Annotated in this window: 19 protein-coding genes; 8 read left to right on the top strand and 11 right to left on the bottom strand. The window is 61.0% G+C overall.

Features of this window, described 5'->3' with window-relative positions; genetic code table 11:
• Nucleotides 1-3 precede the first annotated feature (3 nt).
• The 6 genes from ACR3EQ_RS10285 to phnN all read left to right on the top strand — a co-directional run bounded on the left by ACR3EQ_RS10285 (nt 4) and on the right by phnN (nt 4,831).
• A complete protein-coding gene (locus ACR3EQ_RS10285; RefSeq protein ID WP_170613531.1) occupies nt 4-1,095 on the top strand; it encodes a carbon-phosphorus lyase complex subunit PhnI in 1,092 nt (363 codons plus the stop codon).
• Nucleotides 1,092-1,688: an HAD family hydrolase gene (locus ACR3EQ_RS10280; RefSeq protein ID WP_170613529.1), complete on the top strand. Its 597-nt coding sequence runs from the start codon at nt 1,092-1,094 to the stop codon at nt 1,686-1,688. The genes ACR3EQ_RS10285 and ACR3EQ_RS10280 overlap by 4 nt, the downstream gene beginning before the upstream one ends.
• A 262-nt stretch (nt 1,689-1,950) precedes the next feature.
• Nucleotides 1,951-2,811 carry an alpha-D-ribose 1-methylphosphonate 5-phosphate C-P-lyase PhnJ gene (locus ACR3EQ_RS10275; protein WP_480490553.1) on the top strand — a complete coding sequence of 287 codons (861 nt, stop codon included), beginning with the start codon at nt 1,951-1,953 and terminating at the stop codon, nt 2,809-2,811.
• Complete coding sequence (gene phnK, locus ACR3EQ_RS10270) at nt 2,808-3,578, top strand: phosphonate C-P lyase system protein PhnK (protein WP_170613527.1); 771 nt, start codon at nt 2,808-2,810, stop codon at nt 3,576-3,578. Before ACR3EQ_RS10275 ends, phnK begins: the two co-directional genes overlap by 4 nt.
• Before the next feature lie 24 nt (nt 3,579-3,602).
• Nucleotides 3,603-4,286 (top strand): phosphonate C-P lyase system protein PhnL, encoded by a 684-nt coding sequence (gene phnL / locus ACR3EQ_RS10265; RefSeq protein ID WP_170613525.1) that lies wholly within the window; start codon nt 3,603-3,605, stop codon nt 4,284-4,286.
• A complete protein-coding gene (gene phnN / locus ACR3EQ_RS10260; RefSeq protein ID WP_170613523.1) occupies nt 4,283-4,831 on the top strand; it encodes a phosphonate metabolism protein/1,5-bisphosphokinase (PRPP-forming) PhnN in 549 nt (182 codons plus the stop codon). Before phnL ends, phnN begins: the two co-directional genes overlap by 4 nt.
• Here the strand turns inward: phnN and ACR3EQ_RS10255 are convergent.
• On the bottom strand, nt 4,813-5,496 hold the full coding sequence (locus tag ACR3EQ_RS10255) for a DUF1045 domain-containing protein (protein ID WP_170613521.1): 684 nt from the start codon (nt 5,494-5,496) through the stop codon (nt 4,813-4,815). The genes phnN and ACR3EQ_RS10255 overlap by 19 nt on opposite strands.
• Before the next feature lie 53 nt (nt 5,497-5,549).
• Here ACR3EQ_RS10255 and ACR3EQ_RS10250 point away from each other — a divergent pair, with 53 nt between their 5' ends.
• Nucleotides 5,550-6,692, top strand: coding sequence for an alpha-D-ribose 1-methylphosphonate 5-triphosphate diphosphatase (locus ACR3EQ_RS10250; protein WP_170613519.1), 1,143 nt, complete (start codon nt 5,550-5,552; stop codon nt 6,690-6,692).
• Nucleotides 6,693-6,712: 20 nt separating this feature from the next.
• On the opposite strand, the gene ACR3EQ_RS10245 is transcribed toward ACR3EQ_RS10250, so the two are convergent.
• From ACR3EQ_RS10245 to ACR3EQ_RS10215, 7 genes are read right to left on the bottom strand one after another with little or no spacing between them, the layout of a single operon-like run.
• On the bottom strand, nt 6,713-7,189 hold the full coding sequence (locus ACR3EQ_RS10245) for a class I SAM-dependent methyltransferase (RefSeq protein WP_170816773.1): 477 nt from the start codon (nt 7,187-7,189) through the stop codon (nt 6,713-6,715).
• The gene (locus ACR3EQ_RS10240; protein WP_170815897.1) at nt 7,176-7,961 is read right to left on the bottom strand and encodes a polysaccharide deacetylase family protein; all 786 of its coding nucleotides are present in this window, start codon (nt 7,959-7,961) and stop codon (nt 7,176-7,178) included. The genes ACR3EQ_RS10245 and ACR3EQ_RS10240 overlap by 14 nt, the downstream gene beginning before the upstream one ends.
• Entirely contained in the window at nt 7,958-9,100 is a 1,143-nt protein-coding gene (locus ACR3EQ_RS10235; protein WP_170613513.1) for a glycosyltransferase, read from the bottom strand. Before ACR3EQ_RS10235 ends, ACR3EQ_RS10240 begins: the two co-directional genes overlap by 4 nt.
• A complete protein-coding gene (locus tag ACR3EQ_RS10230) occupies nt 9,097-9,681 on the bottom strand; it encodes a histidine phosphatase family protein (protein WP_170613511.1) in 585 nt (194 codons plus the stop codon). Before ACR3EQ_RS10230 ends, ACR3EQ_RS10235 begins: the two co-directional genes overlap by 4 nt.
• Entirely contained in the window at nt 9,678-10,754 is a 1,077-nt protein-coding gene (locus ACR3EQ_RS10225; protein ID WP_170619446.1) for a glycosyltransferase family 4 protein, read from the bottom strand. Before ACR3EQ_RS10225 ends, ACR3EQ_RS10230 begins: the two co-directional genes overlap by 4 nt.
• Nucleotides 10,754-12,001: a glycosyltransferase family 4 protein gene (locus tag ACR3EQ_RS10220; RefSeq protein ID WP_480490550.1), complete on the bottom strand. Its 1,248-nt coding sequence runs from the start codon at nt 11,999-12,001 to the stop codon at nt 10,754-10,756. The genes ACR3EQ_RS10225 and ACR3EQ_RS10220 overlap by 1 nt, the downstream gene beginning before the upstream one ends.
• Nucleotides 11,998-13,212, bottom strand: coding sequence for a glycosyltransferase family protein (locus ACR3EQ_RS10215; protein ID WP_480490548.1), 1,215 nt, complete (start codon nt 13,210-13,212; stop codon nt 11,998-12,000). Before ACR3EQ_RS10215 ends, ACR3EQ_RS10220 begins: the two co-directional genes overlap by 4 nt.
• Nucleotides 13,213-13,585: 373 nt before the next feature.
• On the opposite strand from ACR3EQ_RS10215, the gene ACR3EQ_RS10210 reads away from it, so the two are divergent.
• Entirely contained in the window at nt 13,586-15,967 is a 2,382-nt protein-coding gene (locus ACR3EQ_RS10210; protein WP_480490546.1) for a mechanosensitive ion channel domain-containing protein, read from the top strand.
• 189 nt (nt 15,968-16,156) lie between these two features.
• Here the strand turns inward: ACR3EQ_RS10210 and ACR3EQ_RS10205 are convergent, their stop codons facing one another.
• From ACR3EQ_RS10205 to ACR3EQ_RS10195, 3 genes are read right to left on the bottom strand one after another with little or no spacing between them, the layout of a single operon-like run.
• Nucleotides 16,157-17,512 carry a CoA transferase gene (locus ACR3EQ_RS10205; protein WP_480490544.1) on the bottom strand — a complete coding sequence of 452 codons (1,356 nt, stop codon included), beginning with the start codon at nt 17,510-17,512 and terminating at the stop codon, nt 16,157-16,159.
• Nucleotides 17,509-18,663 (bottom strand): ABC transporter permease, encoded by a 1,155-nt coding sequence (locus ACR3EQ_RS10200; RefSeq protein ID WP_170613499.1) that lies wholly within the window; start codon nt 18,661-18,663, stop codon nt 17,509-17,511. The genes ACR3EQ_RS10205 and ACR3EQ_RS10200 overlap by 4 nt, the downstream gene beginning before the upstream one ends.
• Nucleotides 18,660-19,688, bottom strand: a complete 1,029-nt coding sequence (locus tag ACR3EQ_RS10195; RefSeq protein ID WP_170613497.1) for an ABC transporter permease — start codon at nt 19,686-19,688, stop codon at nt 18,660-18,662. Before ACR3EQ_RS10195 ends, ACR3EQ_RS10200 begins: the two co-directional genes overlap by 4 nt.
• Nucleotide 19,689: the final 1 nt, after the last annotated feature.

Raw genomic sequence — 19,689 nt, 5'->3', positions numbered from 1 at the left:
GCGATGTATGTTGCTGTCAAAGGTGGCGAGAAAGCCATCGAAAACGCCCATGCCTGGTTGGCCGAGGAACGGCGCGGATCAACGGATGTTACCGAGCTGAGCCTTGCGCAGATCCGGGAACAACTGAGCCTCGCCGTGAACCGCGTGATGGCCGAAGGGTCCCTGTTCGATCCAGATCTTGCGGCGCTGGCGATCAAACAGGCGCGCGGTGATCTGATCGAGGCGATTTTCCTGATCCGGGCCTATCGCACGACACTGCCGCGGTTTGGTTATTCCAGTCCGGTTGAGACGGGTGGCATGGCATGTGATCGCCGCATCTCGGCCACCTTCAAGGATGCGCCGGGTGGACAAGTTCTTGGGCCGACTTTTGATTACACGCACCGTCTGCTGGATTTCAAACTGGCCGCTGACGGAGAGGTGGCTGCTGCGCCCGAAGGGTCTGCCAGGCAGGAACCAACACCGCATATCACCGAATTCCTGAAGGGTGAGGATATCATTCAGGATGAACCGCCCAGCGACGAGACACCGGGAGACCTGACACGCGAGCCGATGGAGTTCCCGTCTAACCGGCCACTGCGCCTGCAATCCCTAACGCGCGGGGATGAGGGGTTTGTGCTGGGCATGGCTTACTCGACCCAGCGCGGCTATGCCCGCAATCATGCGTTCGTGGGAGAGTTGCGGATTGGCAAGGTCGCGGTCGAGATGGACATCCCAGAGTTGGGCTTTTCCATCGAGATTGGCGAGGTCGAACTGACCGAATGCGAAACGGTGAACCAGTTCAAAGGGTCCAAAACCGAACCGCCGCAGTTTACGCGCGGCTATGGTCTGGTCTTCGGCCAGTCCGAGCGAAAGTCCATCGCAATGGCTCTGGTTGACCGTGCCCTGCGCTGGAAAGAACTGGGCGAGGACGATCTGGGCGCCCCGGCCCAGGACGAGGAGTTTGTTCTGAGCCACGCGGACAACATTCAGGCCACGGGCTTTCTCGAGCATATCAAGTTGCCGCACTACGTGGATTTCCAGTCTGAACTGGAATTGGTGCGAAAACTGCGCCGGGAAGCCGAAGAACGGATTACAGGGAAGGAGGCAGCAGAATGAAGGCGGTTGTTTTTGATATTGGCGGTGTACTGGTCGACTGGAAACCGCATCTGGCCTGGGCCGAGGCGCTTGGGTCGGAAGACGCCGCACATGCGTTTATCGAACGTACGGACTTCCTGGCGCGCAATGCGCGCGGAGACAATGGCGAGCGTTTTGCCGATCTGGCACAGGAACTTGACGATCCGCAGGACCAGCGCCTTTTTGCGGCATATGTAGGATTGTACACGCGTACCGTTGAAAACGCGATCCATGGAACCTGGGATGTTCTGGACCGGCTCAGGGCGCAGGGTACTCCAGTTCATGCCATCACCAACTGGTCAGCCGAAACCTGGCCAGAAGGACTGAAGGTGCACCCGCGTCTGGGCGAGGTGTTCGGAACATTGGTCGTTTCGGGGCAGGAGGGCGTGATGAAGCCCGACGCGCGAATTTTCGAACTGCTTTGCGCTCGTGCCGGTATTGCGCCCGAGGAGTGTGTGTTCATCGATGACGGTCTGCACAATGTCGAAGGCGCGCGTGCGGTTGGCATGGATGGTATTCACTTTACGACGCCGCGGGCGCTGGAGGCAGAACTGACCGAAAGGGGTTTCCTGTGACGGGGTTCAGGATTGTCCGTCCGGGGCGAAGTGAGCTGGGGAACGCTCCGGTGTATCCGCGCGGGCTGGCGGATTTTTGCCGAGAGAGGTCTGCGTCGGAGCGCCGATCGCGCTCCATTCGTCTGTTGGGTCGCGTTGTTGCGCCTCACGTCGCCGTTTTGCATGGCGGGTGTGCCAAAGCAAATAGAAGAAAACGATCAATAAGAACGAACCAATTAACATTACGTCCACAAAAACACCAAAAAACAAAACGATACGCCAAATGACTGAGTATAACTTCGCATATCTGGACGAACAAACCAAGCGAATGATACGCCGGGCCATCCTCAAAGGCCTTGCCATTCCGGGCTATCAGGTGCCGTTTGCCAGCCGTGAAATGCCGATGCCTTACGGCTGGGGCACCGGGGGTGTGCAGGTTTCAGCGGCGACGTTGACGCCTGATGACACGTTCAAAGTGATCGATCAGGGCGCGGATGACACGACGAATGCGGTGTCGATCCGCAAGTTCTTCGAGAATACGGCGGGCGTCGCGACAACCGAAGAGACGGCCAAGGCCACAGTCATTCAGACCCGCCACCGCATCCCCGAGGCGAAGCTGACCAAAGATCAGATACTTGTCTATCAGGTGCCGATCCCGGAGCCGCTGCGTTTTCTGGAGCCGCGCGAGACAGAGACGCGCAAGATGCACAGCCTTGAGGAATACGGGCTTATGCATGTGAAGCTGTATGAGGATATCAGCCAGCACGGCGCGATTTCGACCGCGTATGCCTATCCGGTCAAGGTGTCGGGCCGCTATGTCATGGACCCGTCGCCGATCCCGAAATTCGACAACCCCAAGCTTGAAATGGATGCGATCCAGCTGTTTGGCGCGGGCCGGGAGCAGCGGATTTACGCGGTCCCGCCGCACACCAAAGTCGTGAGCCTCGATTTCGAAGACCATCCGTTTGAAGCGACGAAGGCCGACCATCCGTGCAATCTGTGCGGGGCCGAGGACAGCTATCTGGACGAGGTGATCATGGATGATGCGGGCAACCGGATGTTTGTTTGTTCTGACACTGACTATTGCCGGTCACGCCGTGAGGCAGGCCATGTGGGCCGATTTGCTGAGGAGAGCGCGGCATGACCCCTTTGTTGCAGGTCAAAGGCATCCGGAAACGCTATGGTGCACGGATCGGGTGCATGGATGTAAGCTTCGACCTCTACCCTGGCGAGGTGATGGGGATCGTGGGCGAAAGCGGGTCAGGCAAGTCGACCCTTCTGAACTGCCTGGCGGGGCATCTGGAACCGGATGCGGGTCAGGTGATCTTTGAAACTCGGGCGAATGGACCGGTTGACACCGTTACCATGTCGGAACCCGAACGTCGGATGCTTGGCCGTACCGACTGGGCTTTTGTGCATCAGCATGCGCGGGATGGTTTGCGCATGTCGGTCAGTGCCGGCGGCAATATCGGCGAGCGGCTGATGGCGGTCGGCGATCGTCACTACGGCAATATCCGCCACAAGGCCATCGACTGGCTGGGCCGGGTCGAAATCGAGGCAGAGCGTGTCGATGACCGCCCGACCGCGTTTTCGGGCGGGATGCAGCAGCGGTTGCAGATCGCGCGGAATCTGGTGACCGGACCGCGGCTGGTGTTCATGGATGAGCCAACCGGCGGACTGGATGTCTCGGTTCAGGCGCGTCTGCTGGATCTGCTGCGTGGGCTTGTGCGTGAAATGGGGCTGAGCGCCATTATTGTCACCCATGATCTGGCCGTGGTGCGCCTGCTGGCAGACCGGCTGATAGTGATGAAGGATGGTCGCGTGGTCGAAGCTGGGTTGACGGATCAGGTGCTGGACGACCCGCAACACGCCTATACGCAGCTGCTTGTGTCGAGCGTTCTGCAGGTTTGACTATTTGGGAAAAGATGAAGTGCGATGATTGAGTTAGTCAACGTGAGCAAGAGCTTCACCCTGCACAATCAGGGCGGCGCGGTGATCCCGGTGATGGAAGGTGCCTGTCTGCAAGTCGGACCGGGTGAATGCGTGGCCCTGACCGGAGCCTCCGGAGCGGGCAAGTCGACCCTGATGCGGCTGATCTACGGAAATTATCTGGCCGCCTCGGGTCAGGTGCGGGTCGGCGGGGTGGATGTGGCGCGGGCTGAACCGCGCGAGATTTTGGCGTTACGGCGAGAGACGTTGGGCTATGTCAGCCAGTTCCTGCGCGTGGTGCCCCGGGTGCCGACGCTTGAGGTAGTGGCCGAGCCGTTGTTGGCGGTTGGCTGCGACAGGCAGGCGGCCTTGGACCGCGCGGCCGGGTTGCTGCGGCGTCTGAGTATTCCCGAACGCCTTTGGACACTCAGCCCGACGACATTTTCGGGCGGCGAACAGCAGCGGGTGAACATCGCGCGTGGTCTTGCGCATGAATATCCTGCCATGCTGCTGGACGAGCCTACAGCCAGTCTGGATGCGCAAAATCGTGAAACCGTCCTGTCGCTGATCCAGGAGGCGAAGGAGCGCGGCGCTGCGATTGTCGGGATTTTCCACGATGTCGCGGCGCGGGAGCGGGTGTGCGATCGCGAGGTCAACGTCTCGGATTTCACGCCGGGGGTGGCTGCATGACCTTGGCCCCCGTCATAGCGATTGTTGGCCCTTCGGGTGTGGGCAAGGACAGTGTGATGGAGGCGTTGGAGGCGCGGGTGGACGGCATTCAGCGGGTGCGGCGGGTGATCACGCGACCCGAAGGCGAAGGCGGTGAAGATTTCGAACGTGTTCCGGTCGAGATGTTCCGACTAATGGCACAGGATGGCGCGTTTGCGCTGCATTGGTGCGCCCATGGGTTGCAGTACGGAATTCCGGGCGGGGTCGCGGATCAGCGCCGCAGGGCCGAGGCGTTGCTGGTCAACCTGTCGCGTGCGGTCCTGTTGCAGGCGCAGGATGTGTTTGGTGAGCTGATTGTCGTGACGCTGACCGCAGATCCGGACGTTCTGGCACAACGCCTGTCGGCGCGCGGACGTGAAAGTGCAGCGGAACAAGCGCGTCGTCTGGGTCGGGCGGAGGCTCCGCTGCCCGAAGGTTTGAACCGGGTGATCGAAATCGACAACTCAGGGCCCCTTGATGCCACAGTGGATGAGATCCTGTCCCGGCTTCAGCCGGAAAGAGCGTAGCGATGGATCAGATGGAACCGACCGTCTTCAGCCTCGCCCACCAATGCCAAGTCGTCGATCCGAAACGGGTTTGGCAGCATCGGTTCAAGGTGTGTTGCAAGCGCTGCCTGAACGCTGCGAAGGGTGGGTTTGTCCAGTTTGCCGCTAAGCGTGATGTGAAATCGGAACGAATCCAACACGTAAGGGTAGCCCCAGTTGACCAGATTGGCGTCCTGTTCCGGTGTCAGGCCGTTGCCACGACGGCGGGCCAGATCCGCGTCGGTCGCAGGGGCGCGGAACGTATCAAGATCGCGAACACAAGCGGCGGCCAGTTCGCCAAGTTTCGCGGTGTCTCCCAAGGGGCACAGGGCGAGGAAGCGGCCGAGCCGCGCAATCTCCAGACCCTCCAACTTGACCGGAGCGTAGGATGCCGCCAGTCGTATGCAGGCGTCCTGCAGTTCTGCGGCTGTTCGGGTTTTGTGCAGGCGGAAGGGCGGTTTCATCGTCGCATGCAGGCCGTATTTGCGCGGAACCTCGGTGACGGTGGCTACGTCAACGCCGTCCACGGACGGATGCGCTGCCACGGAGCCCGTTTCCATGTTCCAACCCAACCAGCTTGTTGCGAACCTTGTCCAGTCCGCGTCGCCGGGTGGCGCAAAATAGATCGCGTATCGCGTGAATGTCACATTGGCCTCCTACCTGTGTGGCCGATCCATAGCCCAAACTGCGTGAAGTTCAGATGACAGAAGAATTGATCCTTGCCAATGCGACGCTTGTTTTGCCCGATGAAACGGTTACGGGCAGCATTCGCATCCTCGGCGAAACCATTGCTCAGGTCGATACTGGGGTGGCAGTCCCCAAGGGGGCGGCGGATTGCGAAGGCGATTACGTCAGCCCCGGTCTTGTCGAATTGCATACCGACAATCTGGAGCGTCACATTCAGCCGCGTCCAAACGTACACTGGCCGCACGCCGCGGCCATCATTGCCCATGATGCGGAACTTGCTAGCACCGGCATTACGACCGTCTTTGATGCCATGCGCGTGGGTTCCATACCTTCGGGCGCGGGGCGTTACGGAAAATATGCCCGGGGTTTGTCGCGCGAGCTGTGGCAGTTGCGCGAGCAGGACGCATTGAAGATCAGCCATTTTCTGCATTTGCGGGCCGAGGTCTGTTCGGAAACGCTGATCGAGGAGTTGGCCGAATTCGGCCCCGAAGATCGTGTCGGGCTGGTCTCGCTGATGGATCATACGCCGGGGCAGCGGCAGTTCCGGGACATGAACAAGCTTGAAGCCTATCTGAAGGGCAAATACGCGATGGATGACGCGATGTTCACGCGGCACGTGGCCCAGCTCAGGGGGCTGCGGGAACGCAATGGTGACAAACACGAAACCGAGGCGGTCAAGGCCGCCCGTAGGTTCGGTGCGGTTCTTGCCAGCCATGACGACACCACAGCAGATCAGGTTCGTATCTCAGCCGGTCACGGCATTCGTCTGGCCGAGTTTCCCACAACGGTCGAGGCGGCGCAGGCCTGCCATGCGCATGACATCAAGGTTATGATGGGCGCGCCGAACGTGATCCGGGGTGGTTCGCATTCGGGCAATGTGGCCGCCCGTGATCTGGCCGAACTTGGACATCTGGATATTCTGTCTTCGGACTACGTGCCGTCGGCGCTGCTGCTGTCCGCCACGATGCTGGGTGAGCTGTGGGGCAACATGGCGCAGGGCCTGAAGACAGTGACACAGACCCCCGCGCAGGCCGCCGGTCTGGCCGATCGGGGTGAACTGCGCGCGGGTTTGCGTGCCGATCTGATCCGCTTTCGCCTGCGCGATGGTATTCCGGCGCTGAGCGCGGCTTGGTCGCGAGGGCGCCGCGTCGCTTAGAGCGGCAGGGTAAAGGCCGCTCAGGTCCTGTAGAACAGATAGCGGTCCGGGGCTATGGTCTCGGGTCCGGCAAATTGCTTGAATCCCACCAGGGGCTGGCCGGAGATCAGCAATCCGCCCGGCAGCATGACCCGCGCGATCAGCGGGCTGAGGCGGGTGGCCTCGGCAACATCCTCTTCCTTGATGCCGCGTCCGAAATCATAGTGGGCCATGGCGATGCAGGGGCCGTTTTCTGCCAGCTTTTCCAGCATCGGTTCTGCCTCGCCCTGCAGAAAATCTTCGGCCGGGGGTGTGCTGGAGGGATGGCATTGCAACACGCGATCCATGACCCAGATGCGCCGGTCGGGCAGGATCTCCCGCAAATGGTCATAGGTCCGGCCATTGCCAAGTCCCATATCCAGAATATCCCCAGGTGTTTCGGCGATCCGGGCTGCAGCCCAGTTCAGACCGTCGCGTTGCGCGGTCAGGCGGCGCAGCATGGAATCAAGTCGGCTCATCGGGTACTCCGTGGGTGTATCGGATGGGGGGGGCGACCCAGATTTCTGTGGGTCCGTCCAGCAATCTGGCCAGCAGGGTTTCGGTAAATCGCCAGATGTCTGGATCGTGCACCAGGTGGTGGGTCAGCACGCCAAACGGTTCGGCATTGTCCGCGCGACCTTCGCGCCGGTCGCGCAGGAAGCCTGCGGTTCGGGTGATCAGTATGTCCGGATCAACAAGTCCCCGTGTCCCACGCCAGTCGATCGGGTCCAGATGGGTATTCACCTGTTCCAGACCAGGCGCGGCCAGCCTTGACGCACGCGGCGTTGCCGTTGACAGAATGCGATAGCCGAGATCGGGCAAAACCTGCGCCACTTCGGGGGTGATGCGGTTCCATGGCGGAACGAAAACACGCCTGAGCCGGTCGCCGAACAGTTTGTGCAGAGTCGAAAACCCAGCCCCCGCGTCCTGCGCAATTTGCGCCATTGGACGATGCAGGCGGAATTCAGCTTTTTTCTCGGTGGTCGGCGCATGGTTTTGATGGGACCACCCGTGCACCACCGGGACCAGTTCGGAATGCTGCGCGACATAATCGACCAGGGCTTGGTCTGCGTCGCGGGGGATTACGGCAAGATGTACGGGCAGGCCGATGCGGCAAGACAGAGCCGACAGGGTTTCAAGCTGCGGCGTCACGGTTACCGCATCGTCGTCCCGCCACCAAAGCGGCAGGGTCAACTCTGCATCCGACCAGAGTTTCAGTTCGTGTGTCAGAGGGTTCCAGTTTGCGGTCATCGGCACCGCTCCAGCAGCGTTTTCGTGATCTCGACGGCTTTCCGTGCGCCATCGAACCCTTGTGTCGGAACCACGCGTGCACCGTCTGACAAGACTGTGCCGACAGCCTCGGCCAGAGCAGTGCCGCTTAACCGGGCGCTGGGCAGCACCCCGATGCCCAGAAGATCTGCAAGGCTTTGAGCGCGCAAACCCTGTTCGACCTCATTGCCGTCGTCAAAGGGTATGAAAACCGCCGGCGTTCCGCTTTGCAGAATATCCAGCGCAGTGTTGTAACCGCACATGCTGACCGAAGCGGCGGCAATTGGAAGCATTTCACGAAAATCCGGCCGGACCGGTTCCAGCGTGATGTTGGTGCCTTCGGCCTGTTTCGACAGATCGGCGATGCGCGCGCTTGCGTCTCGTCCGCCGACCAGCAGGCGCCAGCGCCTGTCTGGCATCTTTTGGGCGGCCTCGATGGCCGCGCGAAAGATCGGCTGGCCCACCGATCCGCCACCGGCGCTGACGATGACCTCGTCCCGGCCGACGCCGTCCGCGTGCGGTTGCGGTGCCGGTGGGGCAACAAAACCGGTGTAGTGCAACCGCTCGGACAGCTCAGCCGTGACAGGCCAACTGACATCCAGTTTCGTGAATTTTGGGTCCGAGTGGACAAGGATGCCGTCATAGTACCGCATCACCATCGCAAGTGCGCGATGAGCTTTCTCTGGTTTGGAGGGCGGCGCAAGGATGTCGCGGATCGACCCCAGAATCAGCGGGCGGCGCGGCAGGCCATGTGCTGCTTCAAGGGCAGCCGTGAACTCTCGGGCCAGCGAGCGCCGACCAAACGGAAACAGTTCGGTGATCAGAACATCCGGCTGAAAACGCCGAACGGCCTGCGTCAGCGCGACGATCCGGGCTGACAGATATATGTCGTCCGCAACAGAGCCTGTTTCGGTCAGAAGTCGCGTGAAGTCCGTTCCATCCGACCGCAGGGGAGGCAGCCCGAAAAGCGTCAGCCCCGCACTGTTCAGTTGCGGTGCGGGCATCCCGCCAGATACGACCAACACCTCAGCCCCGTCCCGCGCATAGGCGCGCCCAAGTGTCAGGGCACGGCTGAGATGACCAGTGCCCAACAGGTGCGTGACTACGATCAGAACCTTCATGAACTGCCCTTCGGGCGCAGCAGGCGAACTGGTTCGGGATCAGGGTGCATGTTTCTCATGTCGACGATATACAGCCGGTTGCGCTTGATTTTGAAGGGTGCGGGGCCGTTAAAGTCCCACCCCCAGGCCTGCGCCAGAATGACCCGCATGATACCGATATGGCAGACGGCAAGTGTGTCCCTTTGCAGGCCTGACAGCCAAGGGGCCAGACGGGCTCGGACGTCGGACGGGCTTTCTCCGTTTGGGGGGCGGAAATCCCATCCCCAGTCCTCGATATGGCGGTAACCGCTGCTGGCATCTGCGATCAGGTCAACGCCACGCTTACCCTCCCAGGCCCCCCAGTTCATTTCGATCAGGGCGTCTGATGTCTGCGGCGCGCGTCCGGACACCAGTCGCGCCGTTTCGCTTGCACGCGTCAGAGGGCTGGACCACAGCTCGGCCGTGTCCCACGGGGAAGGGAGGGCGGAACCCGAAAGCTCGGCTTGCGCGTCGTCATCCAGTGCAATATCGCTGCGCCCCTGAATGCGCCCCGCACGGTTCCAATGCGTGTGGCCATGGCGAAGAAGGGCAAGCCGGGTCATGTAGGCACCCCCAATAGCGGGCGGGCGTGTTGCCAGAAGCGCCTGGTGGCTTCGGGCATCAGGTTGCGCGCTGCCACATGCGCGCGCGCGTTTTCTCCCAGCGCGCGGCGCAGGACCGAGTCATTCAGCAACAGCTGCATCCGGTCGGCCAGGCCTTGAGCGCCCGCTTCGACAGTCGGATGGTCCGAGGGGGCCAGAACATCGCAAACACCGGGTCTGTCCTGCGCAACAACCGGAAGGCCACAGGCCTGAGCCTCAAGATAGATCATGCCATAGGCTTCGTTCACGCCGGGCCAGACAAGAAAGGACGACTTTAGGTAGGCAGTTTGGACCCCGGCCCGGTCCAGCAGACCCAGAATACGCACCTTCCCGTTAAACCGGGCCATCAGTGCTTCGACTTCGGGTCGGGCGGGCCCATCGCCAACGATATTTAAGGCCCATTCCCCGTCAAGCTGGGCCAGTGCGTCGGCAAGAACCCGGTACGAGGTCAGCTTGTCGCCATGCCGCATCATGCCGACCGCCAGCATGGGCCCGTTGCGTTCCGAAACGGCGGGCAGATCTGCAATGGGCAGAAACGGCGGCAACTCGGCCAGGATTTGATCGCCAAATCGGTCCCGTTCCAGCGTGATCAGGTCGTTGGCGGTGTGATAGTAGATCACCCGCGCCGCATCGCAGGCCCGGTGCGCAGCGCTGGCAAAATCGGCCCATGGGCCGTTCAGCCGGCTGGAGGCGCGGGTGCTTTCTAGTTGCACATACGGAATACCCCGGGCCTTGCAGACCTGTGGCCCCAGCAGATCAGGGGCCTTGTAATAATTATGATAGGTCACCCACAGAGCCGTTTCGGCTGGCATCGTGTCCAGAACGCGTTCCACTTCGACCCGTGCCGCGGCATGCAGCGCCTGCTGGATTCCGGTATCTCCGGTCTTGTCATAGATGCGGAGCGTGGAAACGAGGTCGACCTTGTCCCCCTGCGCGCCGATCGCCTTCATTAGATTGCGCGCCATTTCGCGGTCGCCCGAGGGAACCGGGCTGTCCGGAGATTTCATGGGGGCGTAAAAGGCAACCCGTGCCATCAGGCAGGTTCCAGACACAAGGCGTTCAGGCGGGCGGACAGCCGGGCAATGCCGGGATCCATTTGGAATTCGGTGATCAGGCGCTTGTAAGCCGCCGCAGCCATTCTGGCCGCCTCTTCCGGATCGGCGGCAACACCGGACATTGCGGATGCCAGCGCTGCGGGATCATCGTCCGCCAGAACACCGTGCACGCCGGTCTCGATGAACTCGGGAATGGCGGAAACCGGGGTGGACAGGATTGGCAACTGCTGAGAGGCCGCTTCCATCAACACGTTGGGCAAACCATCACGGTCGCCGTCCACCGCAATCCGGCTGGGAAGAACAAACAGGTCGGCACGCCGCATCGCCTCGATCACTTCGGGCTGATCGCAGGCACCTTTCCAGCTGATCCGGTCCGCCAAACCCGCAGCGACGGCCCGTTCCTGCAGCTGTTTGTTCAATGAACCGCCCCCGATATGGGTCCAGTGCCAGTCCAGTGCATCCGGTAACAGGGCGAATGCGTCGATCAGTCGGTCAAACCCTTTTTTTTCGACCAACCGGCCGACGGACAGCATGTGAAACGGGTCGTTTGCGGCCCGGATCATACGGTTGGGAGGGGACGGAAAGCGCGACAGATCCAGCCCGTGATAGATCAGTTCAATCCGCGCGGGATCATCAGAAAGCCCACGCAGGTGTTTTGCGCCAATTGCGGTGCAAGTGGCCCCGAAGGTGGCACCAAACGTGTCGGACCGCAGTTTTTCCCGCTTCTCCCATTCTGGTGAGGTCCAGATGTCCTTGGCGTGGGCGGAAAAGCTCCACGGCAATCCCCGCATGATCGCGGCATATCGCGCGACCGAGGAGGGCGTGTGCATGAAATGCGCATAAAGCGCCAGCGTTTGCTCCGGCAGTTCGGCGGCCAGAACGCAGGCCTGCCCGAAGCGCCGGATGCGATTGTGACTAGGGTCGCGGCGCAGATCATCGCGCCAGACGCGGTATGCCTGGCTGTAGCCAGGCAAAGCCCGCGCCACAAGACGGGCAGCCCAGACACGGCCGGGTTCTTCGTACAAGTACTCGGGCAGGTAATGGACACGACCCTGAAATCGGTCGTGCAGAGGGTGGCGCTTGACATCCGTTGGGCGGCGCAGGGACCAAATCTCAAAGCGGTGGCCAGCCTCTTGCAGGGCCACCAGTTCCTGGGCGATGAACGTCTCGGACAGGCGCGGCCAACCTTTGACCAGCACCGCCAGTTTCGGCAGGTCTGCGGTCATCCGGTGGCCCGATCCCGTTTGCGGCCCAGCAGAACCTCAATGCGATCGGTCACGTAATCCAGCCCGCCCAACAATCCGCCCCGGATGGCTTCTGACGGCAGCGGCTGGTGCGGAATATTGCGAATGGCCTGGATCATTGCCTCGGTTGTCAACCCTTCCCGGCGTTCGTCCAGCATGCGGATCAGGCCCAGGTTTTCGGCCCGGGAAGCCCGGATCCACTGTTCCAGGCGCGGTGTCGTGCGCGGTACGATGACCGCACGTTTGTCAAAGGACAGAACCTCGCAAAAGGTGTTGTACCCGCCCATGCAGACAACTCCGGTGGCGCCGGCAAACAGGGTTTCAATCTGCGATTCAAATCCTACCGCGGTAACACGCCCATCAAGCGCGGCAACGCGCGTTTCGAACTCTTCCCGCAATTCGCCCGACAGGAACGGTCCGTAGACCAGCACCGCCCTTGGCGACAGGTCGGGGTCGCTTTCGTAAGCGGACAGCACCAGATTGACGAGCGCCTTGCCGTCTCCGCCGCCGCCGGGCGTGATCAGCACGTAAGGCTGCTTGGGTGGGTCGCCAACGGGGCCAAGATCGCGCCTAAGATAACCTGTCCAGTGAATACGGGACTGCGCCGCCGGGCTGAGCGGCAGCCCCTTGGTCGGATCGTAGACCGATCGCAAGCCGTATACCCAGATTTCGTCGTAAAACCGCTCCGTCGCGGCCACTGCGTCCTTTCTGGCCCACTCGGCGGCCAGAACCTCGGGCTCGTCCAGAACATCCCGCAGACCCAAGACAAGCCGTGTCCGGCGCGAACGTTCAAGGGTTTCCAATGTGCGCAGCAACTCGCCCCGAAACCCTGTCGGCTCTTTGTCCACGATAAAGACGTCGGGATCGTACTGCTCGACCGCGGTCTGAATCAGGCGCGCGCGCAGCTCTGTGACTTCTTCGATGCCCATGCCAATGGTCTGCGAGGCATATGAACCGTCGGCCCGCTTGGTGACGCCGGGCAGGCGCACATGGTCGACGCGGCGTGGAAACGTAAACCGCCCCGCCACGGGCGAGCCCGTCAGGATCAGCGCGGAGGCCGTCGGATCTGCCTGGGTGATTGCGGCGGCCAGCGCACGGGAACGGCGCAAATGGCCCAACCCGAACGTATCGTGGCTGTAAAACAAAATGCGCGGCGCGCGGCCGGATATCTCACTATGTCGTTCTAGGCTCATGCCTTCGCCCGTTTTTTTGTCATTTCGGTGCAGTATCCGCGCAAATGCACCCGTATCTTATTATTTCAGTCTCTGCCCGCCAAACGAGCGCTGCCCGACCTGCAAATGCGCCATGCATTGCGATTTGGCAACATCAATTCCAGAGCAGAACAGGCGCGTGGCACCGGATTGTCCCGCCCAAACCGGTCTGACGGTGTTCACTTGTTACAGGATTGGTCATATTCAGTTTTTGTCAGGTTGAAAACAGCCTTGTCCAAAACTGTGCGCCAGGAACACGGCTGGACACTTTATCGAGATGGGAAGGTTGGATAATTTGAACACCTGTAAACGCTTGAGTATTCTGTGCGGCAACATGCGAACTGGACCTAAACCCATGCACTTCAAACTGTTTGCCGCGCTGGTTTTCACTTTCTGGGCAGTGCTTGCTACCGGAACGGGGGCCGTCGCTCAGACATCTTTGATTCCGGGATACCCGACTGCTGGCGACACCAGTGCCGAGACGAGCGCCGACGGAGACATAGCCGCAGCCATCCGCGCCGCGACCGAAGCTGGCGCAAGCGTGATCGTGATCGACAGCGCCGGGCAGGTCGCAACTGCCGGAACCACCGGAGCCGCCGGTGCGGCTGCGGGTGCTGAGAACGACCCGATGGGTGAAGGCTCGCAACTGATGAAGGCGCAGGAGAGGTTCAGGACTTTCCGGGAGTCGGTTCAGTCGCGGCTGGAGGCGTTACCCTATTCGATCTTCGAAGTGCAGTACATTCTGCGCCAGACCAGCCCGGACGGGCGGATCATGACCTATGTCGAGGTTCTGGCCTGGAATGTCCTGTTCCTGCTGCTGGGACGGTGGCTGTCCATCGAGATTTACGGCAAGCGTATCGCGCGGCGTATCGTGGTGGCGCGATCCAAGGACAACCCCCAGGGGTACCGTGAGAAGATGCCGTTCCTGGTGTTCCGTTTCCTGATGGGGATCGGGGCCACCGTGTTTGCCATGTTGCTGGCGCTGATCGTGGGGTATCTGTTTCTTGGCGAGGCCGAGGACATCTCGATCCAGTTCACGGTCACAGCCATCTTCACGGCGTTCTTCCTGTCGCGGACAGTGTCGGATCTGTGGCGGATGGTCCTGTCGCCCTACCTGAGCCAATACCGACTGCCACCCTTTTCCGACAGGGACGCAAAGCGGTTGTACATCTGGGCTTCGGCCATCGCGACCTATGACATTTCGGTCGTTCTGTTTTCCACCTGGGTTGCCGATTTCGGGCTGAACTACAACGTCTACGCGATGGTCTACGGAAGTCTGACGATGCTGGGCGCTGTCGCCAATGTCTTCATGATCCTATTCAATGCCCGTGCTATCTCGAACGCCATTCGCGGCGGACGCGCGCCGGATCAGGTGTCGTGGATATTGCGGTTCATCTCGTTCGCCTGGGCTCCTGTGCTGATCGTGTATCTGGTGTTCAGCTGGCTGAAACTGGCCGTGGATCTGTTGCTGGAAAATCAGAACTCAATACCGATTGTCGCCAGCAGCTATCTCATTTTCATGTCCGTCGTGATTGCTTACGGCGCCATGAACTATCTGTTGGAGCGGTATTTCGACCGTAACCGTCAGATCGAGGAAATGAACGCCCGCGCGGAAGAGGCCGAAACCGAAGAGGGGCAAGGCGCAGCGGAAACACCTGAAGCTGAGCAGAGAAAGCACACCATCCTGACCTACGAGGATCTGGCCCGGCGCGTTGCGGGCATTCTGGCCTTTGTGGTTGGTGCCTACGCACTGGTGGTGATCTGGAACCCGGACGCCAACTGGAGCGAGGATCTTCCGATCGAGCGGGTGCTCGATGTGATGGTAATCATCTTCATGGGCTATATCCTGTTCCATTTCTTCCGCATCTGGATCGATTCCAAAATCGCCGAAGAAGAGGTCGATGTCGGCGAAGCGGAACTGGGCGATGAAGGCGGCGAAGGGGGGCAAAGCCGTCTGGCCACCCTGCTGCCGCTGTTCCGCGGTGCGATCCTTGCAGTTGTCGTCGTGACCATAGTTCTGATTGTGCTGATGGAGCTGGGCATCAACGTCAGTCCGCTGTTCGCGGGTGCCGGTGTTGTTGGTCTGGCCGTCGGGTTCGGCTCGCAAACGCTGGTGCGGGACATCTTCTCGGGCGCGTTTTTCCTGATGGATGATGCCTTCCGTAAAGGCGAATATATCGATATCGGCGACGTGAAGGGGACAGTTGAGAAAATCTCGGTCCGGTCCTTCCAGCTGCGCCACCATCTTGGGGCGCTCAACACCATTCCGTTTGGCGAGATCAAGGTGCTGACCAACTACTCACGCGACTGGGTGATCATGAAGCTGCCGCTGCGTGTGACCTATGACACCGATGTCGAGCAAGTGCGCAAGCTAATCAAGAAGCTGGGCCAGCAGTTGCTGAGCGATCCGGTGATCGGCGAGAACTTCATTCAGCCATTGAAATCGCAAGGCGTGATCGAGATGCAGGATTCAGCGATGATCATCCGGGTCAAGTTCATGACCAAGCCGGGCGACCAGTGGTTGGTGCGCAAGAAGGTCTATCAGGAAATTCGCGAGCTGTTCGCGCGCGAGGGCATTCGTTTCGCCCACCGCGAGGTCACCGTGCGTCTGGCCGATGACAAGAATGCCGAGGACCTGACGCCCAAGCAGCGCGAGGCCGTAACAGGCGCAGTGCAGGCGGCGATTGATGAAGACTATCTTGACGATATTGGCCCGGGCGGCGGCGATGACAGATAGCGCATCCTCCCGCCCCTTTGACCGGCGTCTCTGACGAGACGCCAGCAAAGAGTTGGGCTGGGACGCGCGTCCCGCGCAGCGGTGGCTCTTTGGATGAGTGGGATAAACTGACACGCCTTTGAGCCACGGCGGGCCGAGAACGTGCAGAGCGGTTGGGGTTTTTGCGAGCGAGGGTCTGTCGGAAAAGCGTCAGGCAGACAGACCAGCCCACTGCGGCGGGGAGGTGCCAAGCCTTGATGCGGGCAGCGGCCAGTGCATCCTGGCAGTCCCGACGCTCAGCGCGGATTTCAGGCGGTGGCCAGGCCCCCAACCCGAAACCTCGGTAGCCTGGGCATAGTCCTGCGGGGTGGCACCCTGCATCTCGACCTCGGGGTCGGATTTGCTGAGTGCCACCAGCAACTCTGCGGTGCGTGCAAGTGACAGTTTGGCGTGCATCACCGGGTTCCCCCGCGCGGCCTGAGCAAGCGCCGACAGGATTGATGCGGCCATCAGGTAACCGGTGGCGTGATCCAGCGCCTGCACGGGCAGGGGGGTAGGCTTGTCCGCCTGCGCCCAGATGCGCCCGGCATCGGCGATCCCGGCGCTCATCTGGACAAGGCTGTCAAACCCGCGTCGGGTCGACCAGGGGCCTTGCCACCCATAGGCGTCCAGTGTCACCTCAACCCGGTTCGGGGCCAGTTCCTCCCGTTTGGTTTTGGTCAATCCAAGCGCGTCCAGTGCGCCGGGACGATAGCCGTGAACAAAGACGTCCGCCTCGGCCAGTAGGTCATGCAACTTTTGAACCCCGGCAGGAGATTTCAAGTTCAGATAGGTGCATCGTTTGCCCAGCGAGATGTCGGGAATGACCCCGGGCTCGTCCCAACCGGGGGGATCGATCCGCAGCACTTCAGCGCCGAATCCGGCGAGGGTTCGGGTGGAAACCGGGCCAGCCAGAACGCGGGTCAGATCAAGGACCCGCAAGCCAGCGAGTGGCCGTTCTGCTGTGGCATTTGGCCGGTCGCGCAGGGTGACTATTCGCGGGGTTTCCCAGGTAATCAGCGGGTCGCGCGACACGGCACGGCCCTGAGGATGTTCAAGCCATTCCACCCGGCTGCGCATGGCAGCGGCAACACCGCCTTCGGCAACAATTGCGCTTTCAAGTTCCGAAATCGCCCACTGCCTGACCGCCTGGGATACGGCTTCCCGATCTGCGGGTGTATCCAGAACCTTGAGGGCCGCGCTGCGGTGGTGCGGCAGGTTGGTGTGCAACCGGATCCAACCGTCCGATGCCCTGTAGTTGCCGGCAACCGCATCCCACAGGTCCGGCATCTGCCAGCCATCGGGTTTGAACGAAAACCCGAACCAGAGCGATGCCAGGCGGTGATCGACGGTGATTTCCGGTGGCTTCGCGGACAGGTTCAGGGCTGAAGTCAATGAAGCAAGCTCTTGCCCGATTGCGGCAAAGCTGGCCGTGGCAAGCTCTGACACCGCAAACACGCTTGAAAGTGCGCCGTTCCCGGTAGTCCGATAGCTGTCTGCGGCGGGAAGGGACGACAGAAGGCTCATTGCTGATAGGGGTCCAGACTGTCGCGAAGCCCGTCGCCAAGGAAGTTGAAGGCCAGCACCACGACGATGATCGGCAGCATCGGGATGGCTGTCCATGGGTAGATCTCGATCGAGGCGAGGTTCTGTGCGTCGTTCAACATCACGCCCCAACTGACCGCCGGAGCCCGCAGGCCAAGGCCGAGGAAACTGAGCGCCGTTTCCCCGAGGATCATTGCCGGGATCGACAATGTGGCCGAGGCGATCAAGTGTGACATGAAGTTCGGCAAAAGGTGCTTGCGGATCACCCGCCCCGAGCTTGCGCCCATCATTTCCGCCGCGCGTACGTATTCCTCTTCGCGCAGGGACAGGAACTTGGCGCGAACGGATCGGGCGAGACCGGGCCAGTCGAGAATGCCGAGAATGATCGAGATGATGAAGAACACCGCCACCGGGCTCCAGTTCGACGGGACCGCAGCGGACAAGGCCAGCCACAGAGGCAGCTCCGGCAGCGAGCGCAGGATTTCGATCACCCGGTTGATGGTCCAGTCGATCCTGCCGCCGAAATATCCCGCCATCGACCCGAACAGGATACCCAGAAAGAACGACACCGAAATACCGATGAGGCCCACGGTCAGCGACAGTTGCGCGCCGTAAAGGATGCGGCTGAACACGTCCCGGCCCAGCCGATCCGAGCCCCAAAGGAACAGCGTGGCGCCCTCGGGGGCGCAGAACAGGTGCCTGTTTGTTTTGATCAGTCCTGCCAGCTTGTATTCGGACCCTTCACAGAAGAACCGGATCGGGCGTGGGTCTTCGGTGTCGGGGACGAATTTCCACTGAAAGGTCTCAAGATCAGCTTCGGCTACAATGGGATAGACGTAAGGCCCGACAAATTCACCTTCGTGGAACCAGTTGACGCTTTGGGGCGGGGCATAGAGGTGTTCGCCATTGCGGTCGTTCGGCCCGTAAGGCGCAATGAAGCCGGCGAAGGGCAGCATCAGATAGCATAGCAGCAGGAAGATACCCGAAATCAGGCCCAGCTTATGGGTCCGGAACTTGCGCCAGACCAGAACCCAGTTCGGCGCGTCCAAATCCGCGCGTTCGAGTTGTTGGATCGAGGCTTCGGGATCGAACGGGGCGTCGTCGACATAGCGGCCGTCAGGAAGTTTGCTCATGCTTCACGGCCCTCGTATCGGATGCGCGGGTCCAGCATGACCAGCAGGATGTCGGAGATCATCGTCCCGATCAGGGTCAGCAGGGCGACGAACATCAGGATGAAGGCCGACAGGAACTGATCCTGTGTCTTAAGCGCGGTCAGCAGGGTCGGGCCGATGGTTTGCAGGCCCAGAACGACCGACACAAGTACCGATCCCGACACCATCGAGGGCAGCAGGTTGCCGATGTCCGCCACAAACGGGTTGAAGGCAACGCGTAACGGGTATTTCGTCAGCATCCGCGACGGGGCCATGCCCTTGGCGATGGCGGTTTCGACATATGGCTTGCCCAACTCGTCCAGCATATTGGCCCGCAAACGCTGCATCATCGCGGATGCGCCTGAGGTGCCGATGACAAAGGTCGGAACAATCAGGTGGACAAGAATGGACTTCAGCTTGTCCCAACTCATCGGCTGGCCTTCGAAGGATGGGTCCATCAGCCCGCCGATGGGCAGGTTGAAATAGCGGTGGCCGTAATAGAACAGGATCAGCGCCAGAAGAAAGTTTGGCGTGGCGAGACCAAGATAGCCAACAAAGGCCGAGGTGTAGTCGATCCAGGTCCGCGACTTTGCAGCAGCCAAAACACCCAGCGGCAGGGCCACTGCATAGACGAAAAGGATCGCGGCCAGGTTGACCACGACCGTCAGCCACAGCGTGTCACCCACGATTTCGGACACGGGGCGGTCGAATTCAAAGGACCAGCCGTAATTGCCCTGCAACAATCCTTCGAACCCGTGGGGACCGGGCCAGAACCCCATCCAGATCAGGTATTGCTCCGGCATCGACCGGTCCAGCGCGTATTCCTTGCGCAGAAACTCGGCCTTGGCCACGCCGGCCGACTGGCCCGAGGCCTGCAATTCAGCAATCTGGTTGCTGAGATAGTCGCCGGGCGGAAGGTTGATGATCACGAAGATCAAAACCGACACCACCAGCAGTGTCAGCAGCATCGTGAAAAAGCGGTACACCGCGTAGCGCAGCATGATCATT

The organism is Ruegeria sp. AN11 (assembly GCF_056536005.1).
The sequence above is the reverse complement of the archived record's forward strand: the minus strand, read 5'-3'. Positions and strand labels throughout refer to the sequence as shown.

Excerpts from the sequence above, each read along its gene's own strand:
- ACR3EQ_RS10210 (WP_480490546.1), top strand. The coding sequence starts at position 13,586 with ATGCACTTCAAACTGTTTGCCGCGCTGGTTTTCACTTTCTGGGCAGTG.
- ACR3EQ_RS10285 (WP_170613531.1), top strand. The coding sequence starts at position 4 with ATGTATGTTGCTGTCAAAGGTGGCGAGAAAGCCATCGAAAACGCCCAT.
- ACR3EQ_RS10220 (WP_480490550.1), bottom strand. The coding sequence starts at position 12,001 with ATGACCGCAGACCTGCCGAAACTGGCGGTGCTGGTCAAAGGTTGGCCG.
- phnN (WP_170613523.1), top strand. The coding sequence starts at position 4,283 with ATGACCTTGGCCCCCGTCATAGCGATTGTTGGCCCTTCGGGTGTGGGC.
- phnL (WP_170613525.1), top strand. The coding sequence starts at position 3,603 with ATGATTGAGTTAGTCAACGTGAGCAAGAGCTTCACCCTGCACAATCAG.
- ACR3EQ_RS10225 (WP_170619446.1), bottom strand. The coding sequence starts at position 10,754 with ATGGCACGGGTTGCCTTTTACGCCCCCATGAAATCTCCGGACAGCCCG.
- phnK (WP_170613527.1), top strand. The coding sequence starts at position 2,808 with ATGACCCCTTTGTTGCAGGTCAAAGGCATCCGGAAACGCTATGGTGCA.
- ACR3EQ_RS10205 (WP_480490544.1), bottom strand. The coding sequence starts at position 17,512 with ATGAGCCTTCTGTCGTCCCTTCCCGCCGCAGACAGCTATCGGACTACC.
- ACR3EQ_RS10230 (WP_170613511.1), bottom strand. The coding sequence starts at position 9,681 with ATGACCCGGCTTGCCCTTCTTCGCCATGGCCACACGCATTGGAACCGT.
- ACR3EQ_RS10275 (WP_480490553.1), top strand. The coding sequence starts at position 1,951 with ATGACTGAGTATAACTTCGCATATCTGGACGAACAAACCAAGCGAATG.
- ACR3EQ_RS10245 (WP_170816773.1), bottom strand. The coding sequence starts at position 7,189 with ATGAGCCGACTTGATTCCATGCTGCGCCGCCTGACCGCGCAACGCGAC.
- ACR3EQ_RS10240 (WP_170815897.1), bottom strand. The coding sequence starts at position 7,961 with ATGACCGCAAACTGGAACCCTCTGACACACGAACTGAAACTCTGGTCG.
- ACR3EQ_RS10200 (WP_170613499.1), bottom strand. The coding sequence starts at position 18,663 with ATGAGCAAACTTCCTGACGGCCGCTATGTCGACGACGCCCCGTTCGAT.
- ACR3EQ_RS10195 (WP_170613497.1), bottom strand. The coding sequence starts at position 19,688 with ATGATCATGCTGCGCTACGCGGTGTACCGCTTTTTCACGATGCTGCTG.
- ACR3EQ_RS10235 (WP_170613513.1), bottom strand. The coding sequence starts at position 9,100 with ATGAAGGTTCTGATCGTAGTCACGCACCTGTTGGGCACTGGTCATCTC.
- ACR3EQ_RS10215 (WP_480490548.1), bottom strand. The coding sequence starts at position 13,212 with ATGAGCCTAGAACGACATAGTGAGATATCCGGCCGCGCGCCGCGCATT.
- ACR3EQ_RS10280 (WP_170613529.1), top strand. The coding sequence starts at position 1,092 with ATGAAGGCGGTTGTTTTTGATATTGGCGGTGTACTGGTCGACTGGAAA.
- ACR3EQ_RS10250 (WP_170613519.1), top strand. The coding sequence starts at position 5,550 with ATGACAGAAGAATTGATCCTTGCCAATGCGACGCTTGTTTTGCCCGAT.